The sequence below is a fragment of the Microbacterium sp. LWO14-1.2 genome, from assembly GCF_038397715.1.
In the GTDB taxonomy this organism is placed as follows: domain Bacteria; phylum Actinomycetota; class Actinomycetes; order Actinomycetales; family Microbacteriaceae; genus Microbacterium.
In genome coordinates this window covers 3113731-3133725 of the sequence record NZ_CP151633.1, presented here as the reverse complement: position 1 = coordinate 3133725, position 19995 = coordinate 3113731, and the positions used below count along the sequence as shown (strand labels likewise).

The window sequence follows — 19995 nt, the reverse complement described above, 5'->3', positions numbered from 1 at the left end:
CCCTCCTCCTCGCGGCTCAGCCGGAGAAGCCCTCGCCGATCATCTCGACGAGCTCTTCGCGTTCCTCGACCGGCAGGAAGGCGGCGGAGGCGGCGTTGAACTGGAAGGTCTCGAGGTCGTCGAGGTCGTACTCGAACGCCTCCACGAGCAGCGCGAGCTCACGCGTCAGGGAGGTTGCGCTCATGGTGCGGTTGTCGACGTTCACGGTCACCGCGAACCCGAGCTGGTACAGCAGGTCGAACGGGTGGTCGGCGAGCGTCTTGCCCCATGCCGCCACGGCCCCCGTCTGCAGGTTGGAGGAGGGCGAGAGCTCGAGCGGGATCTCCCGGTCGCGCACCCACCGTGCGAGGTCGCCGAACTGCACCTGCACCTCGTCGCCCTCCTGCGTGATCACCTGCAGGTCCTCGGCGATGCGGACGCCGTGTCCGAGACGCAGAGCACGTCCGTCGAGCAGTGCGGAGCGGATCGACGCGAGCCCCGCGGCCTCTCCGGCGTGCACCGTGACGGGGAAGAAGTTCTCGGCGAGATAGTCGAAGGCCGCGCGGTGGCCGGACGGCGGAAAGCCGTCTTCGGGGCCGGCGATGTCGAAGCCCACGGCCCCGCGGCCGCGGTACGACACGGCGAGCTCCGCGATCTCGCGGGCACGGTCGGTCTGGCGCATCGCGGTGATCAGCTGACCGACGCGGATGCTGTGGCCGGAGCGATCCGCGGCATCCTCGCCCTCCTCGATCCCCTGCTGCACCGCCTCGACGGCGTCGTCGAGCGAGAGGCCGCGCGCGAGGTGCTGCTCGGGAGCCCAGCGGACCTCCCCGTAGATGACGCCGTCCTTCGCGAGGTCCTGCACGAACTCCTTGGCGACGCGGGTCAGCCCCTCCTTCGTCTGCATGACGGCGATCGCGAGGTCGAAGGTCTTGAGGTACTCGACGAGCGAGCCGGAGTCGCTCTTCGACGCGAACCACCGCCCCAGCTTGCGGGGGTCTGATTCCGGCACCTCGACGCCGATGGCGTCGGCGAGCTCGATGATCGTCGCGGGGCGCAGCGCGCCGTCGAGATGGTCGTGCAGCGACACCTTCGGCAGGGCGCGCAGAGACGCCCCCTGGATGGTGACGTCGCCGTTCGCGTCGATCGACATGTGTTTCCTCTCGGTCGCGGATCGGTCAGTTCAGGGTAGCGCTCGAAGCAGCGCACCCCCGGACGCCGCTCAGGCGGTGATGCGCTCGCGCACGATGGGACCCGGCCGCGGGGCGCTGTCGCCGACCTCCCACGACCCCTCGAGCGCTTCGAGCGCGCGCGGGAAACGGGCCTCGTCGGCGGCGGAGAGCGTGAACAGCGGCTGCCCCTCCGTCACCCGATCGCCGGGTTTCGCGTGCAGGTCGATCCCCGCCTCGAAGATCACCGGGTCCTCGGCGCGAGCGCGTCCCGCGCCCAGACGCCAGGCGGCGATGCCGAACGGCAAGGCGTCCATGCGCGTGACGACGCCGTCGGCCGGGGCTGTGACGACGTGGGTCTCGCGCGCCGTCGGGAGTTCGGCGTCGGGATCGCCGTCCTGCGCGCGGATCATCGCCTTCCAACTGTCCATCGCGCGCCCGTCGTCGAGAGCGGCCTCGACGTCGGCATCCGGCTGTCCGGCGAGCGCCAGCATCTCCCGCGCCAAGGCGATCGTGAGCTCTCGCACGTCGGCGGGACCGCCGCCGGCGAGGACCTCGACCGATTCGCGCACCTCGTTGGCGTTGCCGATCGCGAAACCGAGCGGCACGTTCATGTCGGTCAGCAGCGCGGTCGTCGCGACGCCCGAGTCCGTGCCGAGCGCGACCATCGTGCGGGCGAGCTCGCGGGCGCGGTCGATGTCCTGCATGAAGGCGCCGGACCCGAACTTCACGTCGAGCACGAGCGCGTCTGTGCCCTCGGCGATCTTCTTCGACATGATGCTGGACGCGATGAGCGGGATCGCCTCGACGGTCCCCGTGACGTCGCGCAGCGCGTAGAGCTTCTTGTCGGCGGGCGCGAGACCGGACCCTGCGGCGCAGATCACGGCGCCGACGTCGCTCTTCATCTGCGCGAACATCTCGTCGTTGCTGAGCGCCGCGCGCCAACCCGGGATCGATTCGAGCTTGTCCAGGGTGCCGCCGGTGTGACCCAGACCTCGACCGGAGAGCTGCGGCACGGCGACGCCGAACACCGCCACGAGCGGAGCGAGCGGCAGCGTGATCTTGTCGCCCACGCCGCCCGTCGAGTGCTTGTCGACGGTCCTCTTGCCGAGGCGTGCGAAGCTCATCCGCTCGCCCGTCGCGATCATGGCGTCCGTGAGGACACGGATCTCGTCGCGCTCCATCCCCCGCTGGAAGACGGCCATCGCGAACGACGCCATCTGCGCGTCGGAGACGTATCCGCGGGTGTAAGCATCGACCATCCAGCGCAGGGCCGGCTCGGACACCGCTCCCCCGTCGCGCTTCGCGCGGATCACGTCGACGGCGTCGAAGGGCTCAACGCTCATCGGGCGTCCTCCAGGTCTCGGGGGCCGAACGCGTCCGGCAGGACTTCGTCGATCGTGCGGATGCCGGAGACGGTCTCCAGCAGCATCCCCGGCATCGCGTGCTCGAACAGCAGCTGGCGGCAGCGGCCGCACGGCATGATGGTCTGCCCGTCGTTGTTGACGCACACGAAGGCGACGAGCTGACCACCGCCCGACATGTGCAGATCACCCACCAGCGCGCACTCCGCGCACAGGGTCACGCCGTACGAGGCGTTCTCGACGTTGCAGCCCGCGACGATCCGCCCGTCGCCGACGAGTGCCGCGGCTCCGACCTTGTAGCGCGAATAGGGCGCGTACGCCTTCGTCATCGCGTCGGTCGCGACCTGACGCAGTTCATCCCAGTCGATATCGGTCATGTCTCTCTCGACTCCTCGGGTGTCAGGACTTGATGTAGGGCTTGCCGCTCGCCGCAGGCCCGCGGATCTGACCCGCGAAGCCGGCGACGGCGAGCAGCGTCACCACATACGGCAACATCAGCATGAACTCGCCAGGGATCGGCGTCTTCAGGATCGACAGCAGGTTCTGCAGGTTCGTCGCGAAGCCGAACAACAGCGCGGCGAGAGTCGCGCGGATCGGATCCCAGCGGCCGAAGATGACCGCCGCGAGTGCGATGAAGCCGAGACCGGCGGTCATGTCCTTGCCGAACTGCGGGACCGACACGAGCGTGAAGTACGCGCCTCCGACGCCGGCGATCGCTCCCGCGAGAAGCACGTTCCAGAAGCGGGTGGAGTTCACCTTGATGCCGACCGTGTCCGCAGCCTGCGGGTGCTCGCCGACCGCGCGCAGACGCAGACCCCACTTGGTGCGGTAGAGACCCCACGCCACGACGGCGACGGTGATCAACATGAGGTAGACGATGAACGTCTGGTTGAAGAGCACCGGTCCGATGATCGGGATGTCGCTGAGCAGCGGGATCTCGATGCGGCTGAATCGTACCGGTGTATTGAGCTCCGCCTCGTGTGGAGCCAGAAGCGCACCGTACAGGAACCCGGTCAGACCGCTGACCAGCACGTTGAGCACCACGCCGACGATCACCTGCTCCACGAGGTACTTGATGGCGAATGCGGCGAGCACACTCGCGACGAGCACACCGCCGAGCATCGCACCGAGAAGGCCGATGAACGGACTTCCCGTGATGCTCGAGAGCAGGGCGGCCGAGAACGCACCGAGGAGCAGCTGTCCCTCGATCGCGACGTTGACGACACCGGCTCGCTCTCCGATCACGCCACCGAGGGCACCGAACACGAGCGGCACCGACAGCGACACCGCGCCGAACAGCAGACTGGTGACGGGCACCAGCCCGCCCGCCCCCGCCCACACGAGGAAGCCGAATACAGCGATCGCCCCGAAACCGGCGGCGATCCACAGCGACGCCTTGCGATAACTCCACGCTCGCAGCGCCGCCGCGATCGTGAGCACCACCAGGATGCCGACGACGACCCAGATTGTCGGCCCTGTCGGCAACGCGACGTCCGGCAGTGCGAGAGCCGACGACTGATCGCTGAGACGGAACGAACTCGTCCCGCTGCGCGGCACCAGGAGGAAGAGAAGCGCCAGGAGCACGGTCACTCCGGCGAGAACGACGGGTGCCTTGAGGTGGCGCTCCCGAACGGTCGCGAGCTGCACTGTGCCGTCCGCGGCTTCGGTCTGAACGAGAGACATCATGAGACCACCGCCTTCTTCGCAGCCTTGGCTCTCGCCTTGGCGGCCTTCTCCGCATCCGACTTGGGCAGGAAGAACACCGCTCGCAGCAACGGCGGCGCCGCGATGAAGAGCACGACCAGCGATTGGACGACGAGCACGATGTCGACGGGGATGTCCTGAGCCTGCATCGAGAACGATCCGGCCTTGAGGGCGCCGAACAGGATCCCGGCCGCGAACGTGCCCCAGGCGCGGCTGCGCCCCAGCAGAGCGACGGTGATCGCGTCGAAGCCGATGCCCGCGTCGATCGTCTCCGTGATACCCGTCGTGACAGCGCCCTGCACCTGATTCATACCGGCGAGCCCAGCGAGGCCTCCGGCGAACAGCATCGCGTACACGTAGACGCGCTGGACGCTGATGCCGGCCGCACGTGCCGCGTGCGGGTTCTCCCCGACGGCACGCATACGGAGACCGAGCGCCGAGCGCTCGATCAGCCACCAGACGAAAAGGGTGGCGATGATCACGAACACGAAGCCGAGGTCGAGCAAGGGGAACTTGGGTCCCAGCAGCTCGGGGAACTGCGCGGACTGGGGCGTCGGCGAGCCCAGCGCCTGGTTCGTGCCGGGCTTCTGCAGGAGTCCGGGGGTGCGGATCATCCACAGCAGAAGGTAGTACGCGACGTAGTTGAGCATGATCGTGAGGATCACCTCGTGGGCCCCGGTACGAGCCTTGATGAGACCGGCGATCGCACCCCACAGCGCTCCACCGGCGATGCCCGCGACGAGCGTGACGGGGATGTGCAGCCAGATCGGAAGATCGAGGTTGAACGTCAGCAGGCCGGCGACGGCGACGCCGATGAGCATCTGACCGCGGGCGCCGATGTTGAACAGACCGACGCGGAAAGCCAGGGCGACACCCAGACCGGCGGCGATGAGCGGGGCCGCGAAGCCGAGCGTGTTCGTGAGCGGCCGTATCTGCGTCGCGAAGTCGGCCCCGCGCGCGTTGAAGATCGCGCCGCGGAAAAGTGCCTCGTAGCCGTTGTACACGGCCTGCCATGCCGCGGCGAAAGTGTCGCCGGGGCGCGCGAAGAAGTACCCGGACGCTTCCTGCACGTCTTCGTTGGTGAATGCGATGAGGATCCCGCCCACCACGAGTGCCAGGAAGATGGCGAGGATCGTGGAGACAGCGCTTCCTCGCAGGATCTCCTTGAGGATGACGTTGCCCCGCGGGGGCGGTGGGACGTCACCCGTCAGCGGACCCGTAGCCCGCGGAAGCTGCTCGGCGGGGGTGCCGTTCGTGGAATGCTCGACTCCCGGTGTGGTCCCGCTCATGCGGCTGCCTCTCCTTCGGCGGCGCCCGCCATCATCAGACCCAGCGTCTCGCGCGGGGTATCGCCTGGCACGATCCCGACGATCGTTCCCCGATACATGACGGCGATGCGATCGGCGAGGGCTGCGACCTCGTCGAGCTCGGTCGAGACCACGACCACGGGAACACCTGCGTCGCGGGTCTCGATGATGCGCTTGTGAATGAACTCGATCGACCCGACGTCGACGCCTCGCGTGGGTTGGGCTGCGACGAGTAGTCGCAGCTCACGGCTCATCTCGCGAGCGATCACGACCTTCTGCTGGTTGCCGCCCGACAGCGTCCCCGCCGGTGTGTGCGGCCCCTGGGTCCGGATGTCGTACTCGGTGATTCGTTCCTTCGCGAACTCCTCGAGCGCGGCTCGGCGGATCGTGCCGCCCCGGCTGAACGCCTCGTCATCGGAGCGATCGAGGATCAGGTTCTCCGCGACGGAGAACCCGCCGACCAGTCCGTCCTCATTCCTGTCCTCCGGCACGAACCCGACACCGGTGTCGAGAATGGCGCGCACGCTCTTGCCCACGAGTTGCGTGCCGTCGAGAGTGATCGACCCTTCGACGCGCGCCGCGAGCCCGACGATGGCTTCCACCAGCTCAGTCTGGCCGTTGCCCTGCACGCCTGCGACCGCGAGCACCTCACCGGGTCGCACGGTGAAGTCGACGTCGTCGACGACGATCGCCCCGGTCGGGGTGAGGACACGGAGTCCTGTCACCTCGAGACCACCCTCGCCCAGCCGCGGCGCGTCCTTGTGCACCGTCAGCTCGACGGCGCGTCCGACCATCAACGAGGCGAGCTCGGCGTTGCTTGCGGTCGGCGAGGCCTCGCCGACGATGCGCCCGAGGCGCACGATGGTGATGGTGTCGGCAACCTCGCGCACCTCCCGGAGCTTGTGGGTGATGAAGACGATCGCGGTGCCCTCCTCGCGGAGCTGCCGCATGATGCCCATAAGTTCGTCCGTCTCCTGCGGCGTCAGCACTGCCGTCGGCTCGTCGAACACGAGCACCTTGGCGTCGCGTGAGAGCGCCTTGATGATCTCCACTCGCTGCTGCACGCCGACGGGCAGGTCGCCGACGATGGCGTCGGGGTCGATGTCGAAGCCGAAGCGTGCCGCGACAGCGCGCACGTGCTCCCTCGCCTTCGCGATGTCGAGCCGACCGACGCCCTTCGTCTGCTCGTGCCCGAGCATGACGTTCTCGGCGACGGTGAAGACCGGCACGAGCATGAAGTGCTGGTGCACCATGCCGATTCCCGCGTTCATCGCATCGCCGGGGCCGCGGAAGCGCTGCACGACGTCGTCGAGGAGGATCTCCCCCTCGTCGGCCTGGTAGAGGCCGTAGAGGACGTTCATGAGAGTGGATTTCCCTGCGCCGTTCTCACCGAGAAGAGCATGGATCTGCCCCGGCTCGACCACCAGATCGATGTGGTCGTTGGCGACGAGGCTACCGAATCGCTTGGTGATGCCGCGAAGTTCGAGCTTCATATCTGCACCTTATCCAGAAGTGTCCGAAGAGTCTCGGGCGCTGCGGCGCGATGCGCGCACCCTGCGGACAGCCGTCCGTCCACGGCACGGGGCGAGTGGCTGCTCGCTCCACTCGCCCCGCCCTGGACCTGCTGTGACTTACGGGGAGTTCGGGGACTCCACCGTGATGTCCCCGGAGATGATCTGCTCCTGCAGAGCGGCGATCTCGTCGAGCAGCCCGTCGGGGAGCTGCGACTCGAAGGAACCGAAGCCTGAGAGCTTGACGCCCTCGTTCTCGAGCGTGCCCACGTAAGGAGCCGGGTCGAAGTCGCCCTTCGACGCCGCCATTGTGGCGTCCTCGACAGCGACGTCGATCGCCTTCATGATCGAGAAGAGGGTGACATCTGCGACGCTCTCATCGGCGACGGCGAGGTCGCTGTCGACACCGACCATGAGCGTGTCCTTGCCGCTGTCCTTGATCGCGGCCGCAGCGCTCTGGTAAATGGGTCCGCCGACGGGGAGGATGACATCCACACCCTGATCGAGGACGCCCTGAGCCGTCTGCTTGGCCGTGTCGTTGGCGTCGAAGCCACCCGTGAAGGAGCCTTCCTGGGTGTCGACGTCCCAACCGTAGACCTGCACGGCGCCCGACTTGTCCTCGTTGTACTTGTCGACGCCGAGGGCGAAGCCGTCCATGAACACAGCGACGGACGGAATCTGCATGCCGCCGAAGGTGCCGACCTTGTTCACGCCGGCCTGCGCCGACCATCCGGCTGCGGCGTAGCCGCCGAGGTAGGCAGCCTGAGCCGTGTCGAAGACGAGGGGCTTGATGTTCGGAGCGTCCGTCGTGCCGTCGAAGTCGTTGTCGGCGTAGTCGTCGATGATCGCGTAGTCGATCTCGGGGTTCGCGAGTGCGGACTCGACGGTGGCCGCAGACAGCTTGAAGCCCACCGAGACGATGAGCGAGCAGCCCTCGGAGACAGCGGTCTCGAGGTTCGGCGCGTAGTCGTTGTCGTTGGCCGACTCGAACTCGAGAGGCTTGACGCCGAGGGAGTCCGCGGCGCGGTCCATGCCCTCCTTGGCCGACTGGTTGAACGACTTGTCGTTCCATCCGCCGGCGTCGGAGACGAGGCAGGGAAGGAAGTCGGATGCAGCGTCGCCGCCTCCGTTGTCGCCCGAATCCGTCGGAGCCTGGCCGCAGCCGGCGAGTGCGAAGACGACGCCCGCGGCGATGGTGGCGCCGAGAAGCTTCTTGGTGGTGGAGATGGTCAACTCATGCCTCCTCAACGAACCCGCGGCCCTCGCGGATCGATCAAAGTTACCTACTGTTTCGCCGATTCCGTATATCGGCGAGCGGGCCGGTAGGGAATGGTTACAAACCTGAAATCAAGCCGACGAGTGAGCACGGATGCGCGCTCATCTGCGCATCAGAGCACGTCTCCGCGCCCCGTGAGCTTGAGCGACTCCACCACGCCCTTCACCCGCTGCGCATGCTCGACCGTCGTCACGAGCAGTGCATCGGGGGTGTCGACGACGACGATGTCCTGCACTCCCACCAGACTGATCACGCGCGTCGTCTGCGAGACCAGGATGCCGCTCGCGGCATCCGACAGCACTCGCGCCTTCGGACCGAGGACGGCGAGGTCGTTCTTGCGCCCGTTCGTGATGAGTTTGGTCAGCGAGGCGAAGTCGCCGACGTCGTCCCAATCGAAGTGCCCGGGCACGACCGCGAGCCGCCCGCGCCTCGCGGCGGGCTCGGCGACGGCGTAGTCGATGGCGATCTTCTTCAGACGGGGCCAGATGCGGTCGACCGCCGGACCGCGGCGCTCACGGTCGTCCCACGCCTCCGCGAGCTCGAGGAGGCCCGCGTGCAGCTCGGGCTCGTTCGCCGCGAGCTCGTCGAGCAGCACGCTCGCTCTGGCGATGAACATGCCGGCGTTCCACAGGTAGTCCCGGCTCGCGAGATAGGCCCTCGCCGTGTCGATGTCGGGCTTCTCGACGAAGCTCTCCACCAGGGCGGCCTCCCGCGCGCCGTCGACGACGAGCTCCGGGCCCCTTTTGATGTAGCCGAAGCCCACCGCCGGCTCGGTCGGAGAGATGCCGATCGTGCAGATGTACCCTTCGCGCGCCACCTCGACGGCATCCCGCACCGCGAACTCGAACACGCGCGTGCCCCGGATCACGTGATCGGCGCTGAACGATCCGATGATGACGTCGGGGTCGCGCCGGTGCAGGATGGCGGCCGCGAGTCCGATCGCGGCCGCGGACTCGCGCGGCTCGGACTCGAGGAACACGTTGAGGTCGGCGATGCCCGGCAACTGCGCCTCGACGGCCGCGCGATGGGCGCGACCCGTGACCACAGCGATGCGATCGGGACCGGCGAGCGGCTCGAGCCTGTCCCAGGTGTCCCGAAGCAGCGAATGCCCGGATCCCGTGAGGTCGTGCAGGAACTTCGGTGCGTCCGCCCGCGAGAGCGGCCACAGCCTGCTGCCGATCCCTCCGGCTGGGATCACGGCGTAGAAGTCGGGGATCGGCTGGCTCATCGTGACAGCGTATCGAGCACAGGGGCTTGCGCTCTGCCCGGAACGTCCCACTATGTTCATGCCATGGCCCCCTCCCCCGAGCCGCGCCCCGGATTCCTCCGGCGCGCCGCCGCCGCCATCGTGCTCCTCCTCGCAGCGACAGCCCTCGTGCCCGCGCCCGCCTCCGCCGCCGGCGGCGTCGCCGGCGACGTCTTTACCTTGACGAACGCGCAACGCACGCAGGCCGGACTGCCCGCCCTCGTCTCCGATCCCGCTCTCGATGCCGCGGCGGCGGAGTGGGCGCGTCAGCTTGCCTCGTCGTGCACGTTCGAGCACAGCACCGCCGCGTGGCGAAGCTCGCGCGTCGCGGCATCCGGCTGGGTGGCGACCGGCGAGAACATCGCCGCAGGTCAGCCGGATGCGAACTCCGTCGTCACCGCGTGGATGAACTCAGCCGGTCACCGCGCGAACATCCTCGACGGGCGGTACACGGGTCTGGGAGTCGGCTACGCGACAGGGACGTGCTACCGAACCTATTGGGTTCAGATCTTCGGGATCGGTTCTCCGGTCAAGCGGCTCCCCGGTGGCGCCGGCGACCTCACCGGCGACCGGAACGCCGACATCGTCGCGAGGACGTCGAGCGGTGCACTGATGATCTACCCCGGCAACGGCTCGGCCGGATTCGGGGCAGCTCTGACGGCCGCACCCGCATGGGGCGACCGCCCCTTCACGACCCTCGGGGACTTCACGGGCGACGGAAACGCCGACATCGCCCGTGTCGAGAGCGACGGTCGCCTGATGCTCTACCCAGGCAACGGACGGGGAGGGCTCGCATCCCCCACTCCGATCGGCAACGGGTGGGGCGGATTCGCACAGCTGATCGGCGGGATCGACTTCAACGGTGACCGCAAGACCGACCTCATCGCGAGGACTGCGGCGGGCGACCTGCTCCTCTACACCGGTGACGGTCAGGGCGGCTGGAGCAATTGGGCCGCCACCCGGATCGGCAACGGTTGGAACACCCTCTCCTGGATCTCGCACGTCGGCGATTTCACCGGAGACTCCCGCGGAGATTTGGTGGCACTCGCGGCCGACGGTCGGCTCTGGCTGTATCCGACGAACGGACAGGGCAGCTGGGGCTCCCCGATGCAGATCGGATACGGGTGGGGATCGTTCACGGCGATCTTCGGCGGTGGCGATGTCGACGGGGACGGCGCTCAGGACATCATTGCGCGATCGGGGACAGGCGACTTGCTGCTGTACCCCGGGAATGGACGAGGAGGCTTCCTCAGCGGTCGGGTCATCGGCGCCGGATGGAACGTCATGAGCCAGATCGGCTGATCCGCCCACTTAGGCTCCCCTTCGTCGCCCGCACCCTCCCGGCGGGAATAGGATGGACTCCGATCGGCCGTGCCTCGCGATGACGGGATCCTGCCCGGACCACGCAGCGCACGCGACCGAGTCACATCGATCCAGGGAGGACGACCGTGTCCACAAGCGCTCGCTTGACACCGTCGATTTCGGAAACCACGTCAAAGACCCCCCGCGGCACCCTCTACCGAGGTCGCGAAGGCATGTGGTCGTGGGTGCTTCACCGCATCACCGGAGTCGCCATCTTCTTCTTCCTGTTGGTGCACGTGCTCGACACGGCACTCATCAGGGTGTCGCCGGAGGCGTACGACGCCGTCATCGGCACGTACAAGAACCCGGTCATGGCGCTCGGCGAGGTCGTGCTCGTCGCGGGCATCGTCTTCCACGCCATGAACGGTCTGCGCATCATCGCGGTCGACTTCTGGTCGAAGGGCGCCCGCTACCAGCGTCAGCTCTTCTGGGGCGTGCTGCTGGTGTGGGGCATCATCATGGCGGGCTTCGTGCCGCGCCACCTCATGCTCGCGTTCGCCGGCTTCGGAGGAGGACACTGATGACCGCTCAGACCGTCGCCGCCCCCACCCGTGCACGCCGCGGAGTCAACCTCGAGAAGTGGGGCTGGGTCTTCATGCGGGTCTCGGGCATGGTGCTCGTGATCCTCATCTTCGGCCACCTGTTCATCAACCTCATGGTCGGCGAGGGCATCCACGCCCTCGACTTCGCGTTCATCGCGGGCAAGTTCGCCACCCCGTTCTGGCAGTGGTGGGACGTGCTGATGCTGTGGCTGGCGCTGATCCACGGCGCGAACGGCATGCGCACGATCGTCAATGACTACGTCACCAACGCCACCGCGCGCAAGGCGCTGATCTGGGCCCTCGGCCTGTCGGCCGCACTGCTCATCATCCTCGGCACCCTCGTGGTCTTCACGTTCGACCCGTGCCTCGGAGTGACCGAGTCGAGCACGCTGTGGGAACAGTGCCAGACGCTGGGCAAGTAGAAGAGAAGGCATAAGAAGAAGTGACTACAGAGACCCAGGACTCCTTCGTGCGCGACGGCGTGCACTACCACCAGTTCGACATCGTCATCGTCGGCGCCGGCGGCGCGGGAATGCGCGCCGCGATCGAGGCCGGTCCCGGCGCGAAGACCGCCGTGATCTCCAAGCTCTACCCGACGCGCTCGCACACCGGCGCAGCGCAGGGCGGCATGGCGGCGGCCCTCGCGAACGTCGAGGAGGACAGCTGGGAGTGGCACACCTTCGACACGGTCAAGGGCGGCGACTACCTCGTCGACCAGGACGCGGCCGAGATCCTCGCCAAGGAGGCGATCGACGCGGTCATCGACCTGGAGAACATGGGCCTCCCCTTCAACCGCACGCCCGAGGGCAAGATCGACCAGCGCCGCTTCGGCGGGCACACCGCCGAGCACGGCAAGACGCCCGTGCGCCGCGCCTGCTACGCCGCCGACCGCACGGGACACATGATCCTGCAGACGCTGTTCCAGAACTGCGTCAAGCTCGGCATCAACTTCTTCAACGAGTTCTACGTGCTCGACCTCATCACGGTGAAGGATGCCGCGGGCAAGACGCAGGTCGCGGGTGTCGTCGCCTACGACCTGTCGACCGGCGAGCTGCACGTCTTCCAGTCGAAGGCCGTGATCTTCGCCACCGGCGGCTTCGGCAAGATCTTCAAGACCACCTCGAACGCGCACACCCTCACCGGTGACGGCGTCGGCATCGTCTGGCGCAAGGGCCTCCCTCTGGAGGACCTGGAGTTCTTCCAGTTCCACCCGACCGGTCTCGCCGGTCTCGGCATCCTCCTCACCGAGGGTGCGCGCGGCGAGGGCGCGATCCTCCGCAACGCCTCCGGCGAGCGGTTCATGGAGCGCTACGCCCCCACCATCAAGGACCTCGCTCCCCGAGACATCGTGGCGCGCTGCATGGTGCAGGAGGTCGCGGAGGGCCGCGGCGCCGGTCCGCACAAGGACTACGTGCTGCTGGACTGCACGCACCTCGGAGCCGAGGTCCTCGAGACCAAGCTCCCCGACATCACCGAGTTCGCGCGCACCTACCTCGGCGTCGACCCGGTCGTCGAACCGGTGCCGGTGATGCCGACCGCCCACTACGCCATGGGCGGCATCCCCACCAACAACAACGGCGAGGTGCTCGCCGACAACGACACCGTCGTCCCCGGCCTGTACGCCGCCGGCGAGTGCGCGTGCGTCTCGGTGCACGGCGCGAACCGCCTCGGCACGAACTCGCTGCTCGACATCAACGTCTTCGGCAAGCGCTCCGGTCGCAACGCGGTCGAGTACGTCAAGACCGCGGACTTCGTCCCGCTGCCCGAGAACCCCGCGGCGTTCGTCTCCGACATGCTCGAGGGCCTGCGCAACAACCAGGGCACCGAGCGCATCGCCGTGCTGCGCAAGACGCTGCAGGACGAGATGGACAAGGGCGCGCAGGTGTTCCGCACGCACGAGTCGCTGCAGCACGTCCTCGGCGTCATCGCCGAGCTGCGCGAGCGGTACAAGAACGTGCACGTCGACGACAAGGGTCAGCGATTCAACACCGACCTCCTCGAGGCGGTCGAGCTGGGCTTCCTGCTCGACATCGCCGAGGTCGTGGTCTACGCGGCGCAGAACCGCGAGGAGAGCCGCGGCGGCCACATGCGCGACGACTTCCCGAAGCGCGACGACGAGAACTACATGCAGCACACGATGGCGTACCTCACGGGCGACCCGCATTCCTCTGACCCGAGCGACCACATCAAGCTCGCCTGGAAGCCCGTCGTCTTCACCAAGAACGAGCAGGGCGAGTTGAACTACCCGCCGATGGAGAGGAAGTACTGAGAATGTCGAACGCACTCGCCGAGGCCCCCGCAGAGGCCACGGAGGACACCGGCATCCAGTCCTTCATCGTCACGTTCAACATCCGCCGCTTCGACCCCGAGGTCGACGCGGAGCCGCACTGGGTCGACTACGACGTGGAGCTCTACTCCACCGACCGTGTGCTCGACGCGCTGCACAAGATCAAGTGGGAGGTCGACGGCTCGCTCACGTTCCGCCGCTCGTGCGCCCACGGCATCTGCGGCTCCGACGCCATGCGCATCAACGGTCGCAACCGCCTCGCCTGCAAGACGCTGATCAAGGACCTCGACATCTCGAAGCCGATCTACGTCGAGGCGATCAAGGGCCTGCCGCTGGAGAAGGACCTCGTCGTCGACATGGAGCCGTTCTTCGCGTCGTACCGCGAGGTCCAGCCGTTCCTCGTCGCGAACTCCGTGCCGGAGAAGGGCAAGGAGCGCACCCAGTCGATCGCCGACCGCGAGATCTTCGACGACACCACGAAGTGCATCCTCTGCGCCGCGTGCACCTCGTCGTGCCCCGTGTTCTGGACCGACGGACAGTACTTCGGCCCGGCCGCGATCGTGAACGCGCACCGCTTCATCTTCGACTCCCGTGACGACAACGCGGACGTCCGCCTCGACATCCTCAACGACAAGGAGGGCGTCTGGCGCTGCCGCACGACCTTCAACTGCTCCGAGGCGTGCCCCCGTGGCATCGAGGTCACCAAGGCCATCGCCGAGGTCAAGCAGGCCGTGCTTCGCGGTCGCCCCTGACGGCTTCAACTGTCGGGCGGGCGGTCTCCTTCGGGAGGCCGCCCGTCTGCTTTTTCCGCCCGCATCCGCCGATAGGGTGAAGACGTGTCGGACCGAGATCGAGCAGTAGGCGAGCCCGAGGCGGGGCGGATCGACGCCGCCGTGCAGCGCGCGACGACACTGACCCGACGCACGCTCGGACTGTTCCCGGTGCGGGTCTGGCGGCACTTCCTGCAGCACAACGGCTTTCTGCTCGCCGCGGGCGTCAGCTATCAGGCCCTGTTCGCCATCTTCGCCGCGATCTACCTCGCGTTCGCCGTCGCCGGCCTCTGGCTCGGAGCGAGCGAAGAAGCCGTCGACGCCCTGATCGACGTGATCAACAGCTACATCCCGAACCTCATCCAGGACGAGGGCGGACTCTTCACCCCCGATCAGGCGCAGGAGATCGCCGCGAGTACCACCGGCGTGCTCAGCGTCACCGGCCTCATCGCGCTGGGCACGGTCATCTGGACGGCCATCGGATGGGTGACGTTCTCGCGTCGGGCGACTCGAGACATCTTCGGGCTTCCGCCGGATCTGCGGAGTTATGTGATGCTGAAGGCGCGCGATCTCCTCGCAGCGCTCATCTTCGGCATCGCCCTGCTGGCGGGATCCCTGCTCAGCTCGGCGAGCGCAGCGGCTCTCAGCTGGCTGCTCGGTCTCGTCGGGTGGGACACCGGGTCGACCGGACTGACCCTGAGCATCCGTCTCGGCACCGTGGTGGTGTCTTTCGCGCTGCTCTCAGGGGCGCTGGCGGCGATGGTGCGGTTCCTGACGGGTACCTCCCTCGCCTGGCGGACGATCTGGCCGGGTGCCCTCCTCGGCGGAGCGGCGATGACAGTGCTCCAGTACGGAGCCGGGTTCCTGCTGAGCTACACCCCGAGCAACCCCCTGCTGGCCACGTTCGCCATCTTCATCGGCCTCCTGCTGTGGTTCCGCGTCAACGGCGTGGTGATGCTGGTCGCCTCCTCGTGGATCGCCGTCGCAGCGCGGGATCGCGACCTCCCGTTGATGCACGAGACGGATGCCGAGCGGCGCGCCGCCGAGCACCGCACTCTGATCGCTGCGGCGGAGATCCGCCTGCGCGAGGCCGTCGAGGAGCATGACTCGGCGCCCTGGTTCCGGACCTGGACGACGGCGCACGGCGTCCGCGTCGCCGAGGCGGAGCTGGACGAGCTCCGAGCGACAGCTCCTCCCCTCCCCGACCCTCCACCGACGTTCGTGCAGCGGCTGCGCGCTGAGCGGGACCGTCCGCCCCGCGATGTCGGAGGCGCTCGTTAGGCTGGGGATCATGCCTCATCTGCGTATCGCCTCTGTCAACGTCAACGGGATCAGGGCGGCGGCCCGCAACGGGATGAGCTCGTGGCTCGATGCCGCAGACGTCGACGTGCTCACCCTCCAAGAGGTGCGCGGGCAGGACGAGCACCTCGAGGCAGCGCTCCCCGGGTGGACCTTCGTGCACGACGAGGCGAGCGCCAAGGGCCGAGCGGGCGTCGCGATCGCGAGTCGTGTTCCCGCTCTCGCCTCCCGCACCGACTTCGGCCCGGCCGAGTTCGATTCGAAGGGCCGGTGGATCGAAGCCGACTTCCTGATCGGCGACCGGCCGCTCACCGTCGTGAGCGCGTACGTGCACTCGGGCGAGGCCGACACTCCGAAGCAGGAGGAGAAGTGGAAGTTCCTCGACGCATTCGGGGTGCGGCTCGCCGAGCTCGGACAGGATGACGCCCTCGCCCTCGTGACCGGCGACCTCAACGTCGGGCACCGCGAGCTCGACATCAAGAACTGGCGGGGCAACCGCAAGAAGGCCGGCTTCCTCCCGCGCGAACGCGCGTACTTCGATCGCTTCCTTGGTCCTGCCGGCGAACAGGTCGAGGGGGTCGACGGCACGACCGGCCCGGGGCTCGGGTGGGTCGATGTGGGCCGGCGCTTCCACGGCGAGGTCGAGGGCCCGTACACGTGGTGGTCGATGCGCGGGCAGGCGTTCGACAACGACTCGGGATGGCGCATCGACTACCACCTCGCCACTCCGGCGCTCGCCGAGCGCGTCACCGCCTACCACGTCGCCCGCGCGGCAGCGTACGACCAGCGGTGGAGCGACCACGCGCCCGTCGTCGTCGACTACACCTACTGAACTCTCGGGCGATGCCGTCGCCCATAGGATTGATACCGTGACCAAGCCTCGTCTCTACTCCGGAATGCAGCCCTCAGCCGACTCCCTTCAGATCGGCAACTACATCGGGGCGCTGCTGCAGTGGCGGGACCTGCAGACATCGTTCGACGCGTTCTTCTCCGTCGTCGACCTGCACGCGATCACCGTCGCCCAGGACCCGGCGGAGCTCCGAGAGAAGACCCGGCGGACCGCCGCGCAGTACATCGCTGCCGGCATCGAGCCCTCGCAGTCGACGCTGTACGTGCAGTCGCACGTCCGCGCTCACGCCGAGCTCGCCTGGATCCTCTCGACGATCACCGGCTTCGGTGAAGCGGGCCGGATGACGCAGTTCAAGGACAAGTCAGCTCGCTACGGCGCGGACTCCACGAGTGTCGGCCTGTTCACCTACCCGGTGCTCATGGCCGCGGACATCCTGCTCTACCAGACTGACGTGGTACCCGTCGGCGACGATCAGAAGCAGCACGTCGAGCTCACGCGTGACCTTGCCGAGCGCTTCAACTCTCGCTTCGGCGAGACCTTCGTCGTGCCGAAGCCGGTGATCCAGAAGGACACCGCTCGCATCTACGACCTGCAGAACCCGACGTCGAAGATGTCCAAGTCGGCTGAGAGCGACGCCGGCGTGCTGTGGATGCTCGACGACCCGGCGAAGTCCGCGAAGAAGATCATGCGCGCCGTCACCGACAACGAGGGATCAGTGCGCTTCGACCGCGAGAACAAGCCCGGCGTCTCGAACCTCCTGACCATATACGCGGCCCTCACGGGTCGCCAGGTGGCGTCGATCGAAGACGAGTACGCCGGCCGCGGCTACGGGGATTTCAAGAAGGGTCTCGCCGAGGTCATCGTGAACGAGTTCGAACCCGTGCGCGCTCGCGCGCTGGAGCTGCTCGACGACCCGGCCGAGCTCGACCGCATCCTCGCCTCGAACGCCGCACGAGCCGACGAGGTCGCCGACGCGACCCTCGCGACCGTGTACGACCGCGTCGGCCTGCTGCGCCGAGTCTGAACCGGGGCGCACCTAGGATGGGGGCGTGAGCGATCCGCAGCAGCCCCCGTACGGTGACGTCCCCCCAGTGCCTCCGGCACCCGCCGCGTACCCTCCGGCGCCTCCCGCATCACAGGCACCGCCCGCATCACAGGCTCCGCCGGCACCTCAGGCCCCGCCGGCCTACGCCGCTCCCCCGTCCTACGCGGCACCCGCCGCCCACCCGGCCGCTCCCGCGCAGGCGCCCCTGCCGCCGGGCGTCCCGTCGGCATCCGCCGCGGCCGGTGCTCCGCCGTTCCCCGCTCCCGGCGGACCCGGGTTCCCGCAGGTCGCTCCCCCCGGGGCGTATCAGGTACCGGTCGGAGGGTACGCCGCTCCGTCCGGCGCGTACCAGGTGCCTCGCCCGACCGAGAAGAAGTCGGCACTGCTCGGCATCCTGTCGCTGATCTTCGCCGCCGTGTCCTCCGTGGTGACGCCGATCGTGGTCGGCGTCGCCGGCTACGAGATCGGACGCCGCATTCCCAGCGGCCTCGACACCACGGACCCCGACTTCCTGTCGCTGCTGTCCCCCGCCCGCGACCAGGTGCTCTGGGCCGAGATCTCGTTCTGGACCGGAACGATCCTCGGGATCGCGGCGATCGTCGTCGGCATCATCGCCATCCGCCGCAATCAGGGACGCGGCGCCGGCATCGCCGCGCTCGTCGTCGCGGCCCTCGGACCGATCATCTTCTGGGTCGTGCTGCTGTTCGCGGTCTCCACGGGGACCGCTGCGGGCTTCCTGCCGACGACCTGAAACCAGTCCCCCACCCGCTCCGATGGCGGGCGGCTACCGGGATCAGGAGCATGCGCTGAGATCAGGAGCTTTCAGCCGGTATCCTCCTGATCTCGGGAGATCCTGGTCTCAGGCTCCGCTCGAGAGGTTCAGCGCGGCGCGTGGTGCTTCTGCTGCGCAGCGACGAGTCCCTCTGCGACGAGCAGCTCGACGGCGTCCGCACCGTCCGACACCAGGAGAGGAAGGTTCGCGCGCTCGTCCTTGCCGAACGGCGACAGCACCCAATCCGCCGGGTCCTGTCGACCGGGAGGGCGTCCGATTCCGACCCGCACCCGCGGGAAGTCCGGCGTCGTGATGGCGCTCGCGATGTCGCGCACGCCGTTGTGTCCGCCGTGGCCGCCGCCCGTCTTGAGCTTGATCGTGTCGAAGGGGATGTCGAGTTCGTCGTGCACGACGATGACGCGCTCCGGCGGCACGGAGTAGAAGCGCGCGAGGGCGGCGACGGGCGTCCCCGAGACGTTCATGAAAGTGTTCGGCTTCGCGAGCACGAGCTTGTCTGCCCCGGGTCGCAGCCACGTCTCGACGACTCGCGCCCCAGCCTTGTGCTCGCGGAAGGTCTCGCCGCGTCGCGCGGCGAGCTCGTCGACGACCATCTGCCCGATGTTGTGCCGGGTGGCCTCATATCGCGGGCCGGGGTTGCCGAGCCCCACCACGAGCCAGGTGGATGCCATGTCGTCGTCCTCTCGGGGGTCGGACCGTGCGCTCCGCGGTCCGGATCGGGATACGACGGAGGGGACGCGATGACCTCGCGTCCCCTCCGTTCTGAAGCTGTCGGAGATTACTCCGCGGCGTCCTCCTGGGCGGCCTCTTCCTCGGTCTCGCCCTCGGCGGGCTCCTCCGCGGTCTCGTCCGCCTCGACCTCGAGGACCGGCACCGACACGGCGACGACCAGGACCTCGGGGTCGGTGAGCAGGGTCGAGCCCTTGGGGAGCGTGACGTCGGCGGCCGTGATGTGCGCGCCCTCCTCGAGACCCTCGACGGAGACCTCGACGTTCTCGGGGATGTGCGTGGCCTCGGCCTCGATCGACAGCGTGGTCGCGTCGAGCGTGGCGATGGTGCCGGCGAAGGGCTCCCCCGTGACGACGACGGGGACGTCGATCGTGACCTTCTCGCCCTTCTTCACGACGAGCAGGTCGATGTGCTCGATGATCTGGTGCACCGGGTCCTTCTGGACGTCCTTGACCAGCGCGAGCTGCTCCTTGCCCGCGATGTCGAGCTCGAGCAGTGCGTTGGCGCGACGGATGATCAGCGAGACCTGGTGGCCGGGCAGAGCCACGTGCACGGGCTCGGTGCCGTGACCGTAGATGACGGCGGGGATCTTGCCGGCGGCGCGGAGGCGACGGGCGAAGCCCTTGCCGAAGCTCTCGCGGAGCTCGGCGACGACCTTGGTGTCTTCAGACATGGGGGTTCTCCTTCGGGGCACGCAGCGAGGCTGCGCGGTGGTCTTGGAATTGTTCTCGAACGCAGACACGTGAGGGAAGCCACCGGGCTTGC

At 68.0% G+C, this 19995-nt stretch carries 19 protein-coding genes; 9 read left to right on the top strand and 10 right to left on the bottom strand.

The features are described 5' to 3' along the window. Positions 1–16: 16 nt before the first annotated feature. The 8 genes from MRBLWO14_RS15085 to MRBLWO14_RS15050 form a co-directional block, all read right to left on the bottom strand. Positions 17–1132 (bottom strand): adenosine deaminase, encoded by a 1116-nt coding sequence (locus MRBLWO14_RS15085; RefSeq protein WP_341933923.1) that lies wholly within the window; start codon positions 1130–1132, stop codon positions 17–19. Positions 1133–1201: 69 nt separating this feature from the next. Further along, positions 1202–2494, bottom strand: a complete 1293-nt coding sequence (locus MRBLWO14_RS15080) for a thymidine phosphorylase (RefSeq protein WP_341933922.1) — start codon at positions 2492–2494, stop codon at positions 1202–1204. Beyond that, positions 2491–2889 carry a cytidine deaminase gene (locus MRBLWO14_RS15075; RefSeq protein WP_096713717.1) on the bottom strand — a complete coding sequence of 133 codons (399 nt, stop codon included), beginning with the start codon at positions 2887–2889 and terminating at the stop codon, positions 2491–2493. The genes MRBLWO14_RS15080 and MRBLWO14_RS15075 overlap by 4 nt, the downstream gene beginning before the upstream one ends. A 22-nt stretch (positions 2890–2911) precedes the next feature. Further along, a complete protein-coding gene (locus tag MRBLWO14_RS15070) occupies positions 2912–4198 on the bottom strand; it encodes an ABC transporter permease (RefSeq protein ID WP_341933921.1) in 1287 nt (428 codons plus the stop codon). Then, positions 4195–5505, bottom strand: coding sequence for an ABC transporter permease (locus MRBLWO14_RS15065; RefSeq protein ID WP_341933920.1), 1311 nt, complete (start codon positions 5503–5505; stop codon positions 4195–4197). Before MRBLWO14_RS15065 ends, MRBLWO14_RS15070 begins: the two co-directional genes overlap by 4 nt. After that, entirely contained in the window at positions 5502–7016 is a 1515-nt protein-coding gene (locus MRBLWO14_RS15060; protein WP_341933919.1) for an ABC transporter ATP-binding protein, read from the bottom strand. Before MRBLWO14_RS15060 ends, MRBLWO14_RS15065 begins: the two co-directional genes overlap by 4 nt. A 138-nt stretch (positions 7017–7154) precedes the next feature. Beyond that, complete coding sequence (locus MRBLWO14_RS15055) at positions 7155–8267, bottom strand: BMP family ABC transporter substrate-binding protein (RefSeq protein WP_341933918.1); 1113 nt, start codon at positions 8265–8267, stop codon at positions 7155–7157. A 155-nt stretch (positions 8268–8422) separates the two neighbouring features. Beyond that, on the bottom strand, positions 8423–9538 hold the full coding sequence (locus MRBLWO14_RS15050) for a mannose-1-phosphate guanylyltransferase (RefSeq protein ID WP_341933917.1): 1116 nt from the start codon (positions 9536–9538) through the stop codon (positions 8423–8425). Between the two features lie 63 nt (positions 9539–9601). Between MRBLWO14_RS15050 and MRBLWO14_RS15045 the strand changes: the two genes are divergently transcribed. From MRBLWO14_RS15045 to MRBLWO14_RS15005, 9 genes are all read left to right on the top strand, one after another. Continuing rightward, complete coding sequence (locus MRBLWO14_RS15045; RefSeq protein ID WP_341933916.1) at positions 9602–10858, top strand: CAP domain-containing protein; 1257 nt, start codon at positions 9602–9604, stop codon at positions 10856–10858. A 146-nt stretch (positions 10859–11004) separates the two neighbouring features. Continuing rightward, entirely contained in the window at positions 11005–11439 is a 435-nt protein-coding gene (sdhC, locus tag MRBLWO14_RS15040) for a succinate dehydrogenase, cytochrome b556 subunit (protein ID WP_096713723.1), read from the top strand. Beyond that, complete coding sequence (locus MRBLWO14_RS15035) at positions 11439–11882, top strand: succinate dehydrogenase hydrophobic membrane anchor subunit (protein ID WP_341933915.1); 444 nt, start codon at positions 11439–11441, stop codon at positions 11880–11882. The genes sdhC and MRBLWO14_RS15035 overlap by 1 nt, the downstream gene beginning before the upstream one ends. Before the next feature lie 20 nt (positions 11883–11902). Then, entirely contained in the window at positions 11903–13729 is a 1827-nt protein-coding gene (gene sdhA, locus MRBLWO14_RS15030) for a succinate dehydrogenase flavoprotein subunit (protein ID WP_341933914.1), read from the top strand. 2 nt (positions 13730–13731) lie between these two features. Beyond that, complete coding sequence (locus MRBLWO14_RS15025) at positions 13732–14499, top strand: succinate dehydrogenase iron-sulfur subunit (RefSeq protein WP_341933913.1); 768 nt, start codon at positions 13732–13734, stop codon at positions 14497–14499. Between the two features lie 84 nt (positions 14500–14583). Next, positions 14584–15798 (top strand): YihY/virulence factor BrkB family protein, encoded by a 1215-nt coding sequence (locus tag MRBLWO14_RS15020; protein WP_341933912.1) that lies wholly within the window; start codon positions 14584–14586, stop codon positions 15796–15798. 10 nt (positions 15799–15808) lie between these two features. Continuing rightward, complete coding sequence (locus MRBLWO14_RS15015) at positions 15809–16648, top strand: exodeoxyribonuclease III (RefSeq protein WP_341933911.1); 840 nt, start codon at positions 15809–15811, stop codon at positions 16646–16648. A gap of 37 nt (positions 16649–16685) precedes the next feature. After that, on the top strand, positions 16686–17690 hold the full coding sequence (gene trpS / locus MRBLWO14_RS15010; protein WP_341933910.1) for a tryptophan--tRNA ligase: 1005 nt from the start codon (positions 16686–16688) through the stop codon (positions 17688–17690). A gap of 25 nt (positions 17691–17715) precedes the next feature. After that, positions 17716–18462 (top strand): hypothetical protein, encoded by a 747-nt coding sequence (locus MRBLWO14_RS15005; RefSeq protein WP_341933909.1) that lies wholly within the window; start codon positions 17716–17718, stop codon positions 18460–18462. A 128-nt stretch (positions 18463–18590) separates the two neighbouring features. On the opposite strand, the gene pth is transcribed toward MRBLWO14_RS15005, so the two are convergent. After that, a complete protein-coding gene (gene pth, locus MRBLWO14_RS15000) occupies positions 18591–19172 on the bottom strand; it encodes an aminoacyl-tRNA hydrolase (protein ID WP_341933908.1) in 582 nt (193 codons plus the stop codon). A 107-nt stretch (positions 19173–19279) separates the two neighbouring features. Continuing rightward, positions 19280–19903 (bottom strand): 50S ribosomal protein L25/general stress protein Ctc, encoded by a 624-nt coding sequence (locus MRBLWO14_RS14995; RefSeq protein ID WP_341933907.1) that lies wholly within the window; start codon positions 19901–19903, stop codon positions 19280–19282. Between the last annotated feature and the right edge of the window lie 92 nt (positions 19904–19995).